Below are 16390 nucleotides of genomic sequence, written 5' to 3'. Positions count from 1 at the left end.
CCTCACCTCACCATCCCGGCCGACGACTGTGCCCGCGATGCTAGCCGTTCACGCCGCGGTCTCCCGTAGTAGGCCGCACGGCCGCCCACGCGCCGCGTCGCCGGACACACCCCTTCCTACGGAGCGGGACGGGGCGGGTGTTCACCGAGTCGGGGCCGGGCCGGCGGCGGCGTGCTCACGGAACCGACTCCCGCCGCCGGCGGCGGTGACGGTCCGCCCGTCACCGGCGGTGACGTCCGTGGAGTGATCCGCCTGCACCAGCTGGTGGGCGGGTCCGACGACCCGCCGCGGTCGACCCCGGTTCCGGGCCCCACTGAGACCAGAGGGGGACCGCCGGCACTCGTGCGGCCCGGGCGCAGCGCCGTCGGCGCATCCGCTGAACGAAAAAGGCCCAGCTCAAGGGCACGGAGCTGGACCTTCTCGGAGAGCCGCCTTCGGGATTCGAACCCGAGACCTACGCATTACGAGTGCGTTGCTCTGGCCATCTGAGCTAAGGCGGCGCGCTGCCCGCACCATGGTGCGATCGGCAACGTCGGTAAGTCTACACAGTTTCCGAGGGTGCTTCGCACCTGCCCCGGAGACGGGCCCCCGTGCCCGCCTCCGGGGATGTGGCACCGGCTATGAGCAGCGCTTTCCGTCCGTGGGCGGGGTGCCGCGGAGCAGGTAGGTGTTGATCGCGGAGTCGATGCAGTCGCTGCCCCGGCCGTAGGCGGTGTGGCCGTCGCCCTCGTAGGTGAGGAGGCGGGCCGAGGACAGCTGGTCGGCCAGGGCCTCGGCCCAGCGGTACGGGGTCGCCGGGTCGCGGGTGGTGCCGACGACGACGATCGGGGGCGCGCCCTTCGCCTCGATGCGCTGCGGCTCGCCCGTGGCCCGCACCGGCCAGTACGCGCAGTTCAGCGCCATCCACGCGAAGCCCTCGCCGAAGACCGGGGACGCCTTCTCGAAGTCGGGGAGCGCCCTCCGCACCTCGTCCGGGGAGCCGAAGGCGGCGGGGAGGTCCAGGCAGTTCACGGCCGCGTTGGCGAACATCAGGTTGGCGTAGCCGCCGCCGGCGTCGCGTTCGTAGTAGCTGTCGGCGAGTGCGAGGAGTCCGGCGCCGTCGTTCTCCTCCGTCGCCGCCGTCAGCGCCTCGCGCAGCCGCTGCCAGGAGCCCTCGTCGTACATCGCCGCGATCACGCCCATGGTCGCCAGCGACTCGGTGAGCCTGCGGCCGTCGGCGTCACCGGTGGGGATCGGCCGGGCGTCGAGCTCGGCGAAGAACGCCCTGAGGTTCTTGCCGACCTTCCCGGGAGCGGTGCCCCGGCCGCCGAGCGGGCAGTCGTCCTGCCGGACGCAGTCCTTGGCGAAGGCGGTGAACGCCGCCTCGAAGCCCGCCGTCTGCTCGAGGTTGAGCCGCCGCGCGGGCAGCGAGGGGTCCATCGCGCCGTCCAGCACCAGCCGGCCCGCCCGCTGCGGGAAGAGCCCGGCGTACGTGGCCCCGAGGAAGGTGCCGTAGGAGGCGCCGACGTAGTTCAGCTTCCCGTCGCCCAGCGCGGCCCGCACGATGTCCATGTCGCGGGCCGCCTCGACGGTCGACACGTGGCGCAGCAGCTTCGGCGCGTCCGCTCCGCAGCCCTCGGCGAACTTCCTGTACGCCGCGACCAGCGTGTCCGTCTCCCTCACGTCGTCCGGTGTGACGTCGGTCTGCGTGTACGCGTCCATCTGGGGCCCGTCCAGGCACTCGACGGGCTCGCTGTGGGCCACGCCCCTCGGGTCGACGGCCACCATGTCGTAGCGGGCGCGCACCTCGGCCGGGTAGCCGATCCCGGCGTACGCCTGGAGGTAGCCGATCGCCGAGCCGCCGGGGCCGCCGGGGTTCACCAGCAGCGAGCCCAGCCGCTTGCCCGGGCCGGTGGCCTTCTTGCGGGCCATGGCGAGACGGACGTCGCCGGCGGACGGATCGGCGTAGTCGAGCGGGGCCTTCACCGTGGCGCACTGGAAGCCGGGGATCTTGCAGTCGCGCCAGGACGGCTTCTGCTCGTAGTACGGCGTGAGCGCCGCCGGTGTGGAGCGGGACAGCGCGGCCAGTGCCGGCACCTCCTCCTGCGCCGCCGAGCCGGCGGCACTCGGCGTGCTCCCGGAGGAGCAGCCGGATACCAGCAGCGCGGTGGCGGCGAGCAGGGAGCCTGCGGTGCGGATCCTACGGAAGGTGCGCCTTGTGTGCATTCTGCGAGCGTAACCGTGAGCGACGAAATGGGTACCTTACGCGCAGGCCGTGCCTCGTACGAGTGACGGCGGCCGACCGCCGAGCGGCTGCCGGCCGGGGCTTCCTCAGCCCGCTCTGAGGGCCATCGTCATCGCCTCCACCGCGAGGAGGGGGGCCACGTTGCGGTCGAGGGCCCTGCGGCAGGCGGCGATCGCCTCGATGCGGCGGAGCGTGGACTCGGGGGAGCTGCCGCGGGCCAGGCGCTCGAGCGCGTCCTCGGAGTCCGTGTTGGCGAGGGCGATGCGGGAGCCGAGCTGGAGGGCGAGGACGTCGCGGTAGAAGCCGGTCAGGTCGGTCAGGGCGACGTCGAGGCTGTCGCGCTGGGTCCGCGTCCTGCGGCGCTTCTGCATGTCCTCCAGGTCCTTGACCACACCGGCCGTGCCGCGCGGCAGCCGGCCGCCCTGGGCCGCGCCGAGCGCCGCCTTCAGTTCCTCGGTCTCCTTGGCGTCCGTCTCCTCGGCGAGCTGCTTGGCGTCCTCGGCCGCGGCGTCGACGAGCTCCTGGGCGGCCCTGAGCGCCCCGCCGATGTCCTCGACCCGCAGCGGCAGCTTCAGGACGGCGGCGCGGCGCTCCCGGGCGGCCGGGTCCGTGGCCAGGCGGCGCGCGCGGTCGACGTGACCCTGGGTGGCGCGGGCCACCGCCGCGGCGACGTCCGGCTCGATGCCCTCGCGCCGGACGAGCATGTCGGCGACGGCGTCCACGGAGGGCGTGCTCAGGTTGAGGTGGCGGCAGCGGGAGCGGATCGTCGGCAGGACGTCCTCGATGGAGGGGGCGCACAGCAGCCAGACCGTGCGGGGGGCGGGCTCCTCGACGGCCTTGAGGACGGCGTTGGCGGACTTCTCGTTCAGCCGCTCGGCGTCCTCGACGAGGATGATCTGCCAGCGGCCGCCCGCCGGGGCGGTGAACGACTTGCGCACGGTGTCGCGCATGTCCTTGACGAGGATCTCCGTGCCGACGGCGGCGACCGTGGTGACATCGGCGTGGGTGCCGATCAGCGCGGTGTGGCAGCCGTCGCAGAACCCGCAGCCGGGGGCCCCGCCGAGCGCGCGGTCGGGGCTGACGCACTGCAGGGCGGCGGCGAAGGCGCGCGCCGCCTGGCTGCGTCCCGCGCCGGGCGGGCCCGTGAACAGCCAGGCGTGGGTCATCCTGGACGCCTCGGGCGGCGGCGCGTCGGCCGCCGCCGCGGTGACGAGCGCGTCGGCGTCCCGGGCGGCCGCGGTGAGCTGCTCGCTCACCCGCTGCTGCCCGACGAGGTCGTCCCACACGGTCACGGGTCACGCCGCCCTTCCGTCGCGTTCGGCTTGCGGGATCCATTGTGGGGGCGAGCACCGACAACGCCGGACCGGGTCAGCGCCGGCGGCCCCGGCCGCCCTCGTCGCCGTGCTCGCCGTACTCGTCCTCGTGCGGGCCGAGCAGTTCGTCCGCCAGCGTCGGCAGGTCGTCCAGCGGGGTCTCCTCGGCCCAGTCGGAGCGCTGCCGGCGTCGGCGGGGCGTGTCCTCCGGGTCGATCCGGGGCAGCTCGCGCGTGCGGTCCGCGGGGCCGTCGGATCCGCTCGCCGGGCGTTCGTCCCGGAAGTAGCCGGGCGGCACCCGGTCCGTGTCGCCCCGGCTCTCCTCCCGCACCGGAGGCAGCACCGCCGTCTCGTCGGCGGCGCCCGGCGGCACGGGGGGCAGGACCGCGGTGTCGTCGGCGGCGCCCGGCGGTACGGGCAGCTCGGCCGTCACCTCGGAGTCGGAGGCCCCCGGCCGGCCGGACCGCCGCCCGCCGCCCGCGCCCTCGTCCTCGCCGTCACCCGGCACCCGGGGCAGCACCGCCGTCTCGTCCACCGGTCCGCCCGACGCGTTCGTCGGCGTCACGACCGGCGTCGGCACGGTCACCGCGTCCTCGGCCGCCGGCCGGGGGGCGCCGGGCGCGGAGGGACGCGGGACCTCGGGGACGGCCGGGACCCTCGGTACCGCCTCCGCCGCGGCCGCCGCCTGTTCCGCGATCCGCCGGGCCTCCTCCGCCCGCAGCAGGGCCTCCTCGGCCTTGCGCTGCTTCTCCAGGCGCAGGGCCTCGGCCTCGGCGCGCAGCCGCGCCTCCTCCTCGGCCTGCTTGCGGCGGGCCTCCTCCTCGGCCCTGCGGCGGGCCTCCTCCTCGGCGCGCGCCTTCTCCTCCGCGAGGAGCCGCTTGCGCTCCTCCTCGGCACGCCGACGGGCCTCCTCGGCGCGCTGCCGGGCCTCCTCCGCCTGCCGCTCGGCCTCGCGCCGCTGCGCCTCCTCCAGTTCGCGCCGCTTGCGCTCCTCCTCCTCGGCGCGCAGCCGCGCCAGCTGTTCCTCGCGCTCGCGCTCCAGGCGCTCCTCCTCGGCCTTGCGGGCCGCTTCCTCCTCCGCCCGGCGGCGGGCCTCCTCCTCGGCCTTGCGGCGCGCTTCCTCGCGGGCCCGGATCTCGGCCTCGGACAGCGGCAGCACCTGGTCCAGCCGGTGCCGGATCACCGTGGTGACGGCCTCGGGCTCCTGACCGGCGTCGACCACCAGGTACCGGCCCGGGTCGGCCGCGGCCAGGGTGAGGAAACCGGCCCGCACGCGCGCGTGGAACTCGGCGGGCTCCGACTCCAGCCGGTCCGGCGCCTCGGTGAACCGCTCCCGCGCGGTCTCCGGCGCCACGTCCAGCAGCACCGTCAGGTGCGGGACCAGCCCGTCGGTCGCCCAGCGGTTGATGCGGGCGATCTCGGTCGGCGACAGATCGCGCCCGGCGCCCTGGTAGGCCACGGAGGAGTCGATGTACCGGTCGGAGATGACGACCGCGCCGCGCTCCAGGGCGGGCCGTACGACGGTGTCGATGTGCTCGGCGCGGTCCGCGGCGTACAGCAGCGCCTCCGCGCGGTGGGAGAGGCCGGCGCTGGAGACGTCCAGCAGGATGGAGCGCAGCCGCTTGCCGACCGGCGTCGCCCCGGGCTCGCGGGTGAGCACGACCTCGTGGCCCTTGGCCCGGATCCACTCGGCGAGCGCCTCGGCCTGGGTGGACTTCCCGGCCCCGTCGCCGCCCTCCAGGGCGATGAAGAAGCCGGAGGCGGCGGGCCTCTGCTCGGGGTCGTCGCCGCCGAGCAGCGCGTCGCGCAGGTCGTGGCGCAGCGGCACCCCGGAGCGGTCGTCGACCTTGGCCAGCACCAGCGCGGCCACCGGCAGCAGCAGCGCGCCCACCAGCATCAGCGTGAAGGCGGCGCCGCCGTGCGCGAAGACGAACCGGCCGCTCTCCAGCCGGTGCGGCCCGATGCCCGCGGCCACCAGCGGGGCGATCAGCGCGCCGAGCGCCACCAGGACCCGGACGACCGCGTGCAGGTGTTCCGTCGTGCGGGCCCGGCGCTGGTCCTCGGTCTCCTGGTCGAGCAGGGCGTGCCCGGTGTTGGCGGCGATGCCCGCGCCGCAGCCGGCCAGCGCCATGATCAGCAGCACGCTGGTGACGTCCGGCACCAGTCCCGCGGCCAGCAGCGCGAGGCCGGTGAAGGCGAGCGCCAGCGCGAGCAGCCGGCGCCGGGACAGCGAGGGCAGCAGGGAGGGCGCCGTGCGGATGCCGACGACGACACCGCCGGTCAGCGCGCCCACCAGCAGGCCGTACAGCACGGGGCCGCCGCCGAGGTCCTTGGCGTGCAGCACCGACACGGCGACCGCGGCCGACACCGCGGCGGCGACGGACGCGGAGGCGAGCACCAGCAGCGGCAGCGCACCGGTGCGGCCCCGGTCGGCGCCGGCGGCGCTCCTCGGGCGGCGCAGTCCCTCCAGCGGGGACCGCGCGCGGGGGTGCGCGTGCCGGGCAGTTCCAGGAAGGTCAGCACGGACAGCGACGCGGCGAACAGTCCGGCCGCGACGTACGACGCGAGGGCCGCCTGGTGTTCGGCGAACCAGTCGATGCCCGTGCCCAGCAGGTTGTTGCACAGGGCCGCGGCGACGAGCGTGGCGGCCGCGAGCGGTATCGCCACGAAGCCCGTGCGCAGCGACAGGCGGCGCAGCGCGTCCATGTGGTCGGGCAGCGGCCGTACCGTCGCGCCCTCCGGGGGCGGCGCGGGCAGCAGCGCGGGCGCCGCGCTCTCCCGGCACACGGTCCAGAAGCGCTCGGCGACACCGGTCACGAAGGCGGTGACGAGCAGGACGGCCAGGGCGTTGCCGGGCGTCCAGTCGATCCACAGCGGCGCCACGATGAGCAGCGCGGCCCGCAGCCCGTCCGCGCCGACCATGGTCCAGCGGCGGTCCAGCGGGCCGTCCTGCGAGGTGAGCGCGGTGAGCGGGCCGAGGAGGACGGCGCCGAACAGCAGGGTCGCCAGGACGCGCACCCCGAAAACGGTCGCCACTGCGAACGCCGCGCCCCGGTAGCCGCCGCCGAAGGAGCCCTCGGCGATCGCCGCCTGGAGGGCGAGGAGGACCAGCACGAGGAGGGCGAGGACGTCGCCGACCCCGCCCACGAGCTGCGCGCTCCACAGCCGTTTCAGCTGCGGTCGGCGCAGCAGGGCGCGGACGGCGCGCTCGCGGGAGTCCGCGACCAGGGCGTCGTCGGGGACCGGTGGGTGGGCCGTTGGCTGCTCGGCTCGCGTCATGCGTTCAGCCTATCGGCCCGTGCCGACAGCACGGGGCGACGCGCCTGACATGCACACACCCCGGCAGCAATGTGCTGCCGGGGCGTTCGCATTCCGAACCCCGGGCGAAGATCCTCGCCGGGTGACGGACGGGTTCCCGGGAGCCCTCAGTCCTCCGCGCCGTTCGAGGCGGTGGCCTTCTTCGCCGCCGCCGTCTTCTTCGCGGTCGTGGTCTTCTTCGCCGCGGTCTTCTTGGCGGCCGCCGTCTTCTTCGCCGGAGCCTTCTTGGCCGCCGTCTTCTTGGCGGTGGCCTTCTTCGCGGTCTTCTTGGCGGGGCCCTTGGCGCGCTTCTCGGCGAGCAGCTCGAAGCCGCGTTCCGGCGTGATCGTCTCGACGCTGTCGCCGGAGCGCAGGGTCGCGTTGGTCTCGCCGTCGGTGACGTACGGGCCGAAGCGGCCGTCCTTCACCACGACCGGCTTGCCGCTGACCGGGTCCTCGCCGAGCTCCTTCAGCGGCGGCTTGGCGGCCGCCCGGCCACGCTGCTTGGGCTGGGCGTAGATCGCCAGCGCCTCCTCCAGCGTGATCGTGAAGAGCTGGTCCTCGGACTGCAGCGACCGCGAGTCGGTGCCCTTCTTCAGGTACGGCCCGTAGCGGCCGTTCTGGGCGGTGATCTCCTGGCCCTCGGCGTCGGTGCCGACCACGCGCGGCAGCGACATCAGCTTCAGCGCGTCGTCCAGGGTGACCGTGTCCAGGGACATCGACTTGAACAGCGAGGCCGTGCGCGGCTTGACCGCGTTCTTGCCGGTCTTCGGGGTGCCCTCGGGGAGGATCTCCGTGACGTACGGGCCGTAGCGGCCGTCCTTGGCGACGATCGTGTGGCCGGTCGCCGGGTCGGTGCCCAGCTCGAAGTCGCCGCTCGGCTTGGCGAGCAGTTCCTCGGCGAGCTCGACGGTCAGCTCGTCGGGCGCCAGGTCGGCCGGGATGTCGGCGCGCTGGTGCCGCTCGGTGTCCTTCTCGCCGCGCTCGATGTACGGCCCGTAGCGCCCCACCCGCAGCACGATGTCGTTGCCCACCGGGAAGGAGGAAACCTCGCGCGCGTCGATCGCGCCCAGGTCGGTCACCAGCTCCTTGAGGCCGCCGAGGTGGTCCCCGTCGCCGTTGCCCGCTTCGGCCGCGCCGCCGATGCCGTTGGCCTCGCCGAAGTAGAAGCGCTTCAGCCACGGCACGGCCTGCGCCTCGCCGCGCGCGATGCGGTCGAGGTCGTCCTCCATCTTGGCGGTGAAGTCGTAGTCGACGAGCCGGCCGAAGTGCTTCTCCAGCAGGTTGACCACGGCGAAGGAGAGGAAGGACGGCACCAGGGCCGTGCCCTTCTTGAACACGTAGCCGCGGTCGAGGATCGTGCCGATGATCGACGCGTACGTCGACGGGCGGCCGATCTCGCGCTCCTCCAGCTCCTTGACCAGCGACGCCTCGGTGTAGCGGGCCGGGGGCTTGGTGGCGTGCCCGTCGACCGTGATCTCCTCGGCGGTGAGGGCGTCGCCCTCGGCGACCTGCGGCAGCCGGCGCTCGCGGTCGTCGAGCTCGGCGTTCGGGTCGTCGGCGCCCTCGACGTAGGCCTTCAGGAAGCCGTGGAAGGTGATCGTCTTGCCGGACGCGCTGAACTCGACGTTCCGGCCGTCGGCCGCGGTGCCGCCGATCCTCACCGTGACGGAGTTGCCGGTGGCGTCCTTCATCTGCGAGGCGACGGTCCGCTTCCAGATCAGCTCGTACAGCCTGAACTGGTCGCCGGTCAGACCAGTCTCGGCGGGCGTGCGGAAGCGGTCGCCGGAGGGGCGGATCGCCTCGTGCGCCTCCTGCGCGTTCTTGACCTTCCCCGCGTAGGTGCGCGGCTGCGGGGGCAGGTAGTCGGAACCGTACAGCTGCGTGACCTGGGCGCGCGCGGCGGAGATCGCCGTCTCGCTCAGCGTCGTCGAGTCCGTACGCATGTAAGTGATGTAGCCGTTCTCGTACAGCTTCTGCGCGATCTGCATGGTGGCCTTCGCGCCGAAGCCGAGCTTGCGGCTGGCCTCCTGCTGCAGCGTCGTCGTACGGAACGGGGCGTACGGCGAGCGGCGGTACGGCTTGGACTCGACGGCGCGCACGGCGAACCGCGTGTTCTCCAGCGCGGCGGCCAGGGCGCGGGCGTTCGCCTCGTCGAGGTGGAGGGTGTTCGCGCTCTTGAGCTGCCCGAGGGAGTCGAAGTCGCGGCCCTGCGCGACGCGCCTGCCGTCGACGGTCTGGAGGCGTGCGACCAGGGACGACGGGTCGGAGGCGTCACCCGCCCGGCCGGTCGCGAAGGTGCCCGTCAGGTCCCAGTACTCGGCGGAGCGGAACGCCATGCGCTCGCGCTCCCGCTCGACCACGAGCCTCGTCGCGACGGACTGGACGCGGCCGGCGGACAGCCGGGGCATGACCTTCTTCCACAGGACCGGCGAGACCTCGTAGCCGTAGAGGCGGTCGAGGATGCGGCGGGTCTCCTGGGCGTCGACCAGCTTCTGGTTGAGCTGGCGCGGGTTGGCCACGGCCTCGCGGATCGCGTCCTTGGTGATCTCGTGGAAGACCATCCGCTTGACCGGGATCTTCGGCTTGAGGACCTCCTGGAGGTGCCAGGCGATGGCCTCCCCCTCGCGGTCCTCGTCGGTGGCGAGGAAGAGCTCGTCGGACTCCTTCAGCAGGTCCTTGAGCTTCTTGACCTGGGCCCGCTTGTCCGCGTTGACCACATAGATCGGCTGGAAGTCGTGGTCGACGTCCACACCGAGGCGGCGGACCTCACCGGTGTACTTCTCGGGCACCTCGGCAGCGCCGTTGGGAAGGTCGCGAATGTGCCCGACGCTCGCCTCGACGATGTAGCCAGGGCCGAGATAGCCCTTGATCGTCTTCGCCTTGGCAGGCGACTCGACGATGACGAGTCGGCGGCCGCCCTTCGCGGTCTCGCTGGTCGGGGACAACTTCGCTCTTCTCTCCGGTCGACGCTGGGGCCTCCCCAGGCGGTCTTCCCGGGGTCGGGTCATGGTGACGCTGCGGAGTGTGACGGTACATCCCGCCCCCGTGTCAAACGGGAAAAGCCCGCAACGGCCACTCGAACGGTAACCCGACTACCACCGTTCCTGCCGCCCGGAGTGTCCAGTCCTCGCCCGCGCTTATGCGGAGCGCTATCTACCGGTTACCCGGAACCGAGGGGGACATCCGCTCCTCACAGGCGGGTGAAGCACCATGCGCCGAGGGCCAGGAAGATCAACGCGGCGAGTCCGGCGACGGTGGCCGATGCGACGGGACTCACACCGTGGGCGACGGGACGGTGCTGTCGTGCGCGGGTCGCGGTCCAGGCCAGCAGCCCGCCTCCGAACAGGCAGAACACCAACCCCGCGAAGATCGCCGGTCCGCTCTCCATGGTCCCGCGAGACCCTCCTCCCCGTCCGCTGGTACCGGTCCGGGGGTGACGCTGCCACGCCCGGGCGGCGCGCAGGCGAACCGGGGGTGAACGGGGGGACGACGGGTCGGTGCGGACCGGAGCCGGGCCGGCCCGCGGCCCGTCGGCGGGACTCCGGACCTTTCGAAGAAATTCCGGATCGACGTGAGAAGACACTGCCGCGGGACGGGTCCGGCGGCCCGCGACCCGCGCGTCACGTCTCCGCGCACGCGCCACTTCGCCGCGCACGCGCCACTTCGCCGCGCACGCGTCACTTCGCCGCGCACGCGTCACTTCGCCGCGCACGCGTCACGTCTCCGCGCCCGAGTCGCTTTCCGCGCATACGTCACTTTTCCGCGCATACGTCATTTTTCCGCGCACACGTCATGGGTCCACGCGCACGCCACTTCGCCGCGCACACATCGTGTGTCCACGCACACGCCGCTTCCCCGCGCCCACCTCACTTCCCCCTGCACGGGTCACGCGCTCACGCCCGCGCCGCGCGCCCCGCGATCAGCCGGCCGGCTCCAGGAACCCCTGTTCCACCAGCAGCCGGATCTGTGCGGGCGTGCGGTCGCGGAGCAGCACGGGGTCCTCGCCGAGGAGCTGGGCGATGGCGTCCAGGATGCGGCCGGCGCTCATCGTGCCGTCGCACACCCCCGCGAAACCCGCGCCGACCGTGTCCACCTTGGTGGCCCGGCGCATCCCGCGGTTCTGGCGCAGCACGACGTGCTCCGGGTCCTCGGCGCCGGGCAGCCCGACCTGCTCCTGCACGACCTCCGCGGCCAGCCTGAAGCGCCCCTCGAGCAGCGCCGCGTCGTCGTGCGCGCGCAGGTGGTCGAGCCGGTCGAAGTGCGCCCGGACCGTCTCGCCGAGCGGCTGCTCGACCGGGTGCGGCCACTCCTCCACCGTGACCGACGGCACGGCGGACCCCGACCTGCGCAGGGTGATCCAGCCGAAGCCGACCGCCCGCACCTTGCGCGCCTCGAACTCGTCCAGCCACGCGTCGTACCGCGCCCGGTACTCGGCCGTGTCCCCGCGGTGGTCGCCCGCGTCCCGCAGCCACAGCTCGGCGTACTGGGTGATGTCCTGCACCTCGCGCTGCACGATCCAGGCGTCGCACCCGCGAGGCACCCACGACCTGAGTCTGTCCTGCCAGTCCTCCCCCTCGACGTGCTGCCAGTTGGCGAGGAACTGCGCGAACCCGCCCTCGTTCAAGCGGTCCCCCGCCTGCTGGACGAGCGTGCGGCACAGATCGTCCCCGCCCATCCCGCCGTCGCGGTAGGTGAGCCGCGCGTCCGGCGAGATCACGAAGGGCGGGTTGGACACGATCAGGTCGTACCTCTCGTCGTCCCGGACGGGCGCGAACAGCGACCCCTCGCGCAGATCGGCGGCCGGGGCCCCGGAGAGGGCCAGGGTGAGCGCGGTGATGTGCAGCGCGCGCGGGTTGACGTCGGTGGCCGTCACCCGCGTGGCGTGCCGGGTGGCGTGCAGCGCCTGGATGCCGGAGCCGGTGCCGAGGTCGAGCGCGGAGGCCACGGGCCTGCGGACCGTGATCCCGGCCAGGGTCGTGGACGCCCCGCCGACACCGAGGACGACCCCCTCGTCGCGGCTGCCGATGCCGCCGGCCCCGCCGACCGCGCACCCCAGGTCGGAGACGATGAACCAGTCCTCACCGGCCGGCCCGCCGTACGGCCGCACGTCCACGGTCGCGGCGAGGTCGTCCGCGCCGGCGCGCGTCAGCCACCCGCTCTCCAGGCAGGTGTCCACGGGCAGCACGTCCGCCACGCGCGCGTGCGGCACGGGCTGCTGCAGCAGGAACAGCCGTACGAGCGCCTCCAGCGCGGTGTCCCCGCGGGTCGCCCGGAGCGCGGGCACGGTCTCGCTGCGGGCCAGCGCCGCGTACGCGGGAGCGCCGAGCAGTTCGAGCAGTCCGTCGGCGGTGAAGGAGGCTCCGAGCAGCGCGTCCCGCAGCCGGGCGGCGGCGTCGGGGCGGTCGGACGAGGGCAGGGGCGGCAGACCGGTGGTACTCACGCCCCTATTGTGGCCGCCGCCCCCGGTCCGCGCGTGCCGCGGTCATACCCGCCGCGCCCCTCCGCACGTGTCCCGGCCGCTCCCGCCGCGCACGCCCGTCACCCGCCCCGCGTCCACGACGTCCGCCGTGCGCCCACGGCGACTGCCGCGGCGTCAGCTCTGCGCGGCCGGCGCCGACGCGGTGGCCGTCTTGCAGCTGGCCTGGCGGGCCATCGCCTCGCCGACCTCGCCCTCCTCCAGCTCGTTGAGGGCGTCGTTGCCGCTCTTGCTCAGCTTGTCCAGCTCGGCGGCGATGTCCTTCAGGCCGTCGGCGAACTTCGCCTGGTCGTCGGTGTCCAGACCGTCGACCTGCTTCTTCAGGGAGGCGTACGACGCGGAGATGCCGTTGAGCTCCTTCACCGCGTTCGTCAGCTTCTGCTCGCCGTCCTCGACGTCCGGCGCCCCGGCCTTGCTCACGGCGGCACCGATCGCCTTGTAGGCCTCGGACATGTCCTGGAAGGCCTTCGAGTCGGCCTTCTGGACCTCCTCGGGCGTGCTGTTGTCCGAGGTCTCCTTCTGGATCGCGGCGTTGGCCGACTCGATCTTCCTGGCCTGCGGCTGCACCGCGTCGCAGACCTCCTTCGCCCAGGCGTCCAGCTTCTCGTTGCCGTCGTCGCCGCCGCATCCCGTCAGCGCCAGTACCAGTACCGCACCGCCGGACAGTGCGGCCGCGAGCTTCTTGTTCACCGGATTGGTCCCTTCCATGGCTCTCGGCCCCGGAACATACACGCCGGACGGACGGCGCCCACCCGCCGGACGTCCGCCAAGACCCTTTTGAGTCCATTTGCACCAAGCGAGAGAAGGCTCACGCATGGGGGGCGCGCCACAGGGAACGGGCGGACGACGCGTCAACGCGCGCCGCCCGCCCCGGGGTTGTCCGGGCCCCGCCACGGGACCGCGGTGACCGGTCTACGAAACCACCGCCGGATCGGCCGACTTGGGCTTCGGTTCGGAGTCGCCCTCGTCCCCCACGGCGATACCGCGCCGCTTGGACACGTACACCGCTCCGACGATCACCACCAGCGCGAGGACCGCGATCAGCACCCGCATCCCGACGCTCCGGTCGGCCCCGTAGGAGAACTTGATGACCGCGGGCGCGATGAGCAGCGCCACCAGGTTCATCACCTTCAGCAGGGGGTTGATCGCGGGACCGGCGGTGTCCTTGAAGGGGTCGCCGACGGTGTCGCCGATCACGGTGGCCGCGTGGGCCTCGCTGCCCTTGCCGCCGTGGTGTCCGTCCTCGACGAGCTTCTTCGCGTTGTCCCAGGCGCCACCGGAGTTGGCGAGGAACACCGCCATCAGCGTGCCCGCGCCGATCGCGCCCGCGAGGAACGCGCCCAGGGCGCCGACGCCGAGCGTGAACCCGACGAAGATGGGCGCCATCACGGCGAGCAGACCGGGGGTGGCGAGCTCCCGCAGGGCGTCCCTGGTGCAGATGTCGACGACCTTGCCGTACTCCGGTTTCTCGCTGTAGTCCATGATCCCGGGCCGCTCGCGGAACTGCCGCCGCACCTCGAAGACCACCGAACCCGCCGACCGCGACACCGCGTTGATCGCCAGCCCGGAGAAGAGGAAGACGACCGCCGCGCCCGCGACGAGCCCGACGAGGTTGTTGGGCTGGGAGATGTCCATCATCAGGCTCATCGGCGCGCCCTCGCCGCTGAGCCGCTCGCCCACGTCCCGCGCTCCGGTGGTGATGGCGTCCCGGTACGAGCCGAACAGCGCCGCCGCCGCGAGCACGGCCGTGGCGATGGCGATGCCCTTGGTGATGGCCTTGGTGGTGTTGCCGACCGCGTCCAGGTTGGTGAGCACCTGGGCGCCCGCGCCCTCGACGTCGCCGGACATCTCGGCGATGCCCTGCGCGTTGTCGGAGACGGGCCCGAAGGTGTCCATCGCGACGATCACGCCGACCGTGGTGAGCAGGCCGGTGCCGGCCAGCGCCACCGCGAACAGCGCCAGCATGATCGACGTGCCGCCGAGCAGGAACGCCCCGTAGACGCCGAGGCCGATCAACAGGGCGGTGTAGACGGCCGATTCGAGACCGATGGAGATGCCCGCGAGGACGACGGTGGCCGGGCCGGTGAGCGAGGTCTTGCCGATGTCCCTCACGGGACGCCGGGCCGTCTCGGTGAAGTAGCCGGTGAGTTGCTGGATCAGCGCGGCGAGCACGATGCCGATGGCCACCGCGACGAGCGCGAGGATCCGCGGGTCGCCGTCCTTGCCCTGGATCGCCGCGTCGGTGACGCCGTCGAGGCCGGCGTACGACGACGGCAGGTAGGTGAACACCGCGATCGCGACCAGCGCCAGCGAGATCACCGCGGAGATGAAGAACCCGCGGTTGATCGCGGTCATGCCGCTGCGGTCCGCGCGCCTCGGGGCCACCGCGAAGATGCCGATCATCGCGGTGAGCACGCCGATCGCCGGCACCAGCAGCGGGAAGGCGAGCCCCGCGTCGCCGAACGCCGCCGAGCCCAGGATCAGCGCGGCCACCAGGGTCACGGCGTACGACTCGAAGAGGTCGGCCGCCATGCCCGCGCAGTCGCCGACGTTGTCGCCCACGTTGTCGGCGATGGTCGCGGCATTGCGCGGATCGTCCTCCGGAATGCCCTGCTCGACCTTGCCGACCAGGTCGGCGCCGACGTCGGCGGCCTTGGTGAAGATGCCGCCGCCGACCCTCATGAACATCGCGATCAGCGCGGCCCCGAGGCCGAACCCCTCGAGCACCTTCGGCGCGTCGGCCGCGTACACCAGCACCACGCAGGAGGCGCCCAGCAGGCCGAGGCCGACGGTGAACATGCCGACGACGCCCCCCGTACGGAAAGCGATCTTCATCGCTTTGTGCGAGACCGCGGTGAGATCCTTCTCCGGCTCGCCCTGAGCCGGAGTGGCTTCGCGCGCCGCCGCGGCGACCCGCACATTGCTGCGCACGGCGAGCCACATACCGATATAGCCGGTGGCCGCCGAGAACGCCGCTCCGATCAAGAAGAACACCGACCGTCCGGCACGCTGATTCCAGTCGTCCGCGGGCAGCAGCATGAGCAGGAAGAACACGACGACGGCGAATACGCCGAGCGTGCGCAGCTGACGGGCCAGATAGGCGTTGGCGCCCTCCTGGACCGCCGCCGCGATCTTCTTCATGCCGTCGGTGCCCTCGCCGGCCGCGAGCACCTGGCGCACCAGGACGCCCGCGACCACCAGTGCCGTCAGCGCCACCACGCCGATGACCACCACGAGCAGGCGGTTGTCGTCGGTCAGCACGGCGGCTGCGAGGGATGTGGGTTGGCCCGACTCATATGAGATGGAAAGCCCCGCCATTCGTCCTCCTTGACGCTTGGGCTGAGCTCAAGATGTGGACGGGATTGTAGGTACCGGAACCTGATCAAAACAGTACACGTGAAATGTAAATGGCCTGCACGCGCTCATCACCCGGTGATCGCCGGGCGGCCAGGGCCCGAAATCGGTAATGCTTTTGACGCATTCACGTGATCGCACTTCCACGGCGCAATTGATCGTGAATGAATTCACGCGATCAACCGCACGAGACCACTGTAAGCGCGGGTCCTGACGGCCGCACATGACGAAGGGCCCCACGAGGGGGCCCTTGGTCCGAAAGGGTCGCCGTCCGGGCGAGCCGGCTCAGGCGGGGAAGGTGACCGGCGGCGCGGTGGGCCACCTCATGCGGATCGACCCGCCGTGCTTCCCGGCGCTCACCTCGACGTCGTCGACGAGACCGCTGATGACCGCGAGGCCCATCTCGTCCTCCTCGGTCTCGACGTCGGCGTCGCCGGACCCGTCACCGGGCACGCTCCCGCCGGGGGCCGCGTGGGGCGCCTCGTCACCGACCTCGATGGAGAACTGCTTCTCCTCCTCGATCAGCAGCACCTTCACGGGTGCCGAGATTCCGCCGTTCTGGTGCAGTCCCACGGCCCGTGTGCACGCCTCGCCGACTGCGAGTCTGACCTCGTCGAGGACGGCCTCGTCCACTCCGGCCCTGCGCGCCACCGCCGCCGCCACCAGCCGGGCGGTCCTCACGTGCTCGGGCAGCGCGCTGAAGCGGAGCTCAACGGTGGCCAT

At 72.9% G+C, this 16390-nt stretch carries 8 protein-coding genes, 1 tRNA gene and 1 pseudogene; all 10 read right to left on the bottom strand.

Features of this window, described 5'->3' with window-relative positions:
• Positions 1–426: 426 nt before the first annotated feature.
• Positions 427–500: transfer RNA gene (locus tag GL259_RS21435), tRNA-Thr, on the bottom strand.
• A 118-nt stretch (positions 501–618) separates the two neighbouring features.
• Entirely contained in the window at positions 619–2205 is a 1587-nt protein-coding gene (locus GL259_RS21430; protein WP_159534982.1) for an alpha/beta hydrolase, read from the bottom strand.
• A gap of 105 nt (positions 2206–2310) precedes the next feature.
• Positions 2311–3516, bottom strand: coding sequence for a DNA polymerase III subunit delta' (locus GL259_RS21425; RefSeq protein ID WP_159534981.1), 1206 nt, complete (start codon positions 3514–3516; stop codon positions 2311–2313).
• Between the two features lie 76 nt (positions 3517–3592).
• A pseudogene (tmk, locus tag GL259_RS21420) lies at positions 3593–6816 on the bottom strand (dTMP kinase).
• A gap of 146 nt (positions 6817–6962) precedes the next feature.
• Positions 6963–9782, bottom strand: a complete 2820-nt coding sequence (gene topA, locus GL259_RS21415) for a type I DNA topoisomerase (RefSeq protein WP_159534980.1) — start codon at positions 9780–9782, stop codon at positions 6963–6965.
• A gap of 245 nt (positions 9783–10027) precedes the next feature.
• Positions 10028–10225, bottom strand: a complete 198-nt coding sequence (locus GL259_RS21410) for a hypothetical protein (protein WP_159534979.1) — start codon at positions 10223–10225, stop codon at positions 10028–10030.
• A gap of 531 nt (positions 10226–10756) precedes the next feature.
• Positions 10757–12277 carry a class I SAM-dependent methyltransferase gene (locus GL259_RS21405; protein ID WP_159534978.1) on the bottom strand — a complete coding sequence of 507 codons (1521 nt, stop codon included), beginning with the start codon at positions 12275–12277 and terminating at the stop codon, positions 10757–10759.
• Positions 12278–12430: 153 nt separating this feature from the next.
• Positions 12431–13021, bottom strand: coding sequence for a small secreted protein (locus tag GL259_RS21400; RefSeq protein ID WP_159534977.1), 591 nt, complete (start codon positions 13019–13021; stop codon positions 12431–12433).
• A gap of 204 nt (positions 13022–13225) precedes the next feature.
• Positions 13226–15631, bottom strand: coding sequence for a sodium-translocating pyrophosphatase (locus GL259_RS21395; protein WP_159534976.1), 2406 nt, complete (start codon positions 15629–15631; stop codon positions 13226–13228).
• 321 nt (positions 15632–15952) lie between these two features.
• A complete protein-coding gene (locus GL259_RS21390; protein WP_159534975.1) occupies positions 15953–16390 on the bottom strand; it encodes an ATP-binding protein in 438 nt (145 codons plus the stop codon).

It is taken from the genome of Streptomyces sp. Tu 3180, from assembly GCF_009852415.1.
Lineage (GTDB): Bacteria > Actinomycetota > Actinomycetes > Streptomycetales > Streptomycetaceae > Streptomyces.
The sequence above is the reverse complement of the archived record's forward strand: the minus strand, read 5'-3'. Positions and strand labels throughout refer to the sequence as shown.

Excerpts from the sequence above, each read along its gene's own strand:
- GL259_RS21395 (WP_159534976.1), bottom strand. The coding sequence starts at position 15,631 with ATGGCGGGGCTTTCCATCTCATATGAGTCGGGCCAACCCACATCCCTC.
- GL259_RS21410 (WP_159534979.1), bottom strand. The coding sequence starts at position 10,225 with ATGGAGAGCGGACCGGCGATCTTCGCGGGGTTGGTGTTCTGCCTGTTC.
- GL259_RS21430 (WP_159534982.1), bottom strand. The coding sequence starts at position 2,205 with ATGCACACAAGGCGCACCTTCCGTAGGATCCGCACCGCAGGCTCCCTG.
- GL259_RS21390 (WP_159534975.1), bottom strand. The coding sequence starts at position 16,390 with ATGGCCACCGTTGAGCTCCGCTTCAGCGCGCTGCCCGAGCACGTGAGG.
- GL259_RS21400 (WP_159534977.1), bottom strand. The coding sequence starts at position 13,021 with ATGGAAGGGACCAATCCGGTGAACAAGAAGCTCGCGGCCGCACTGTCC.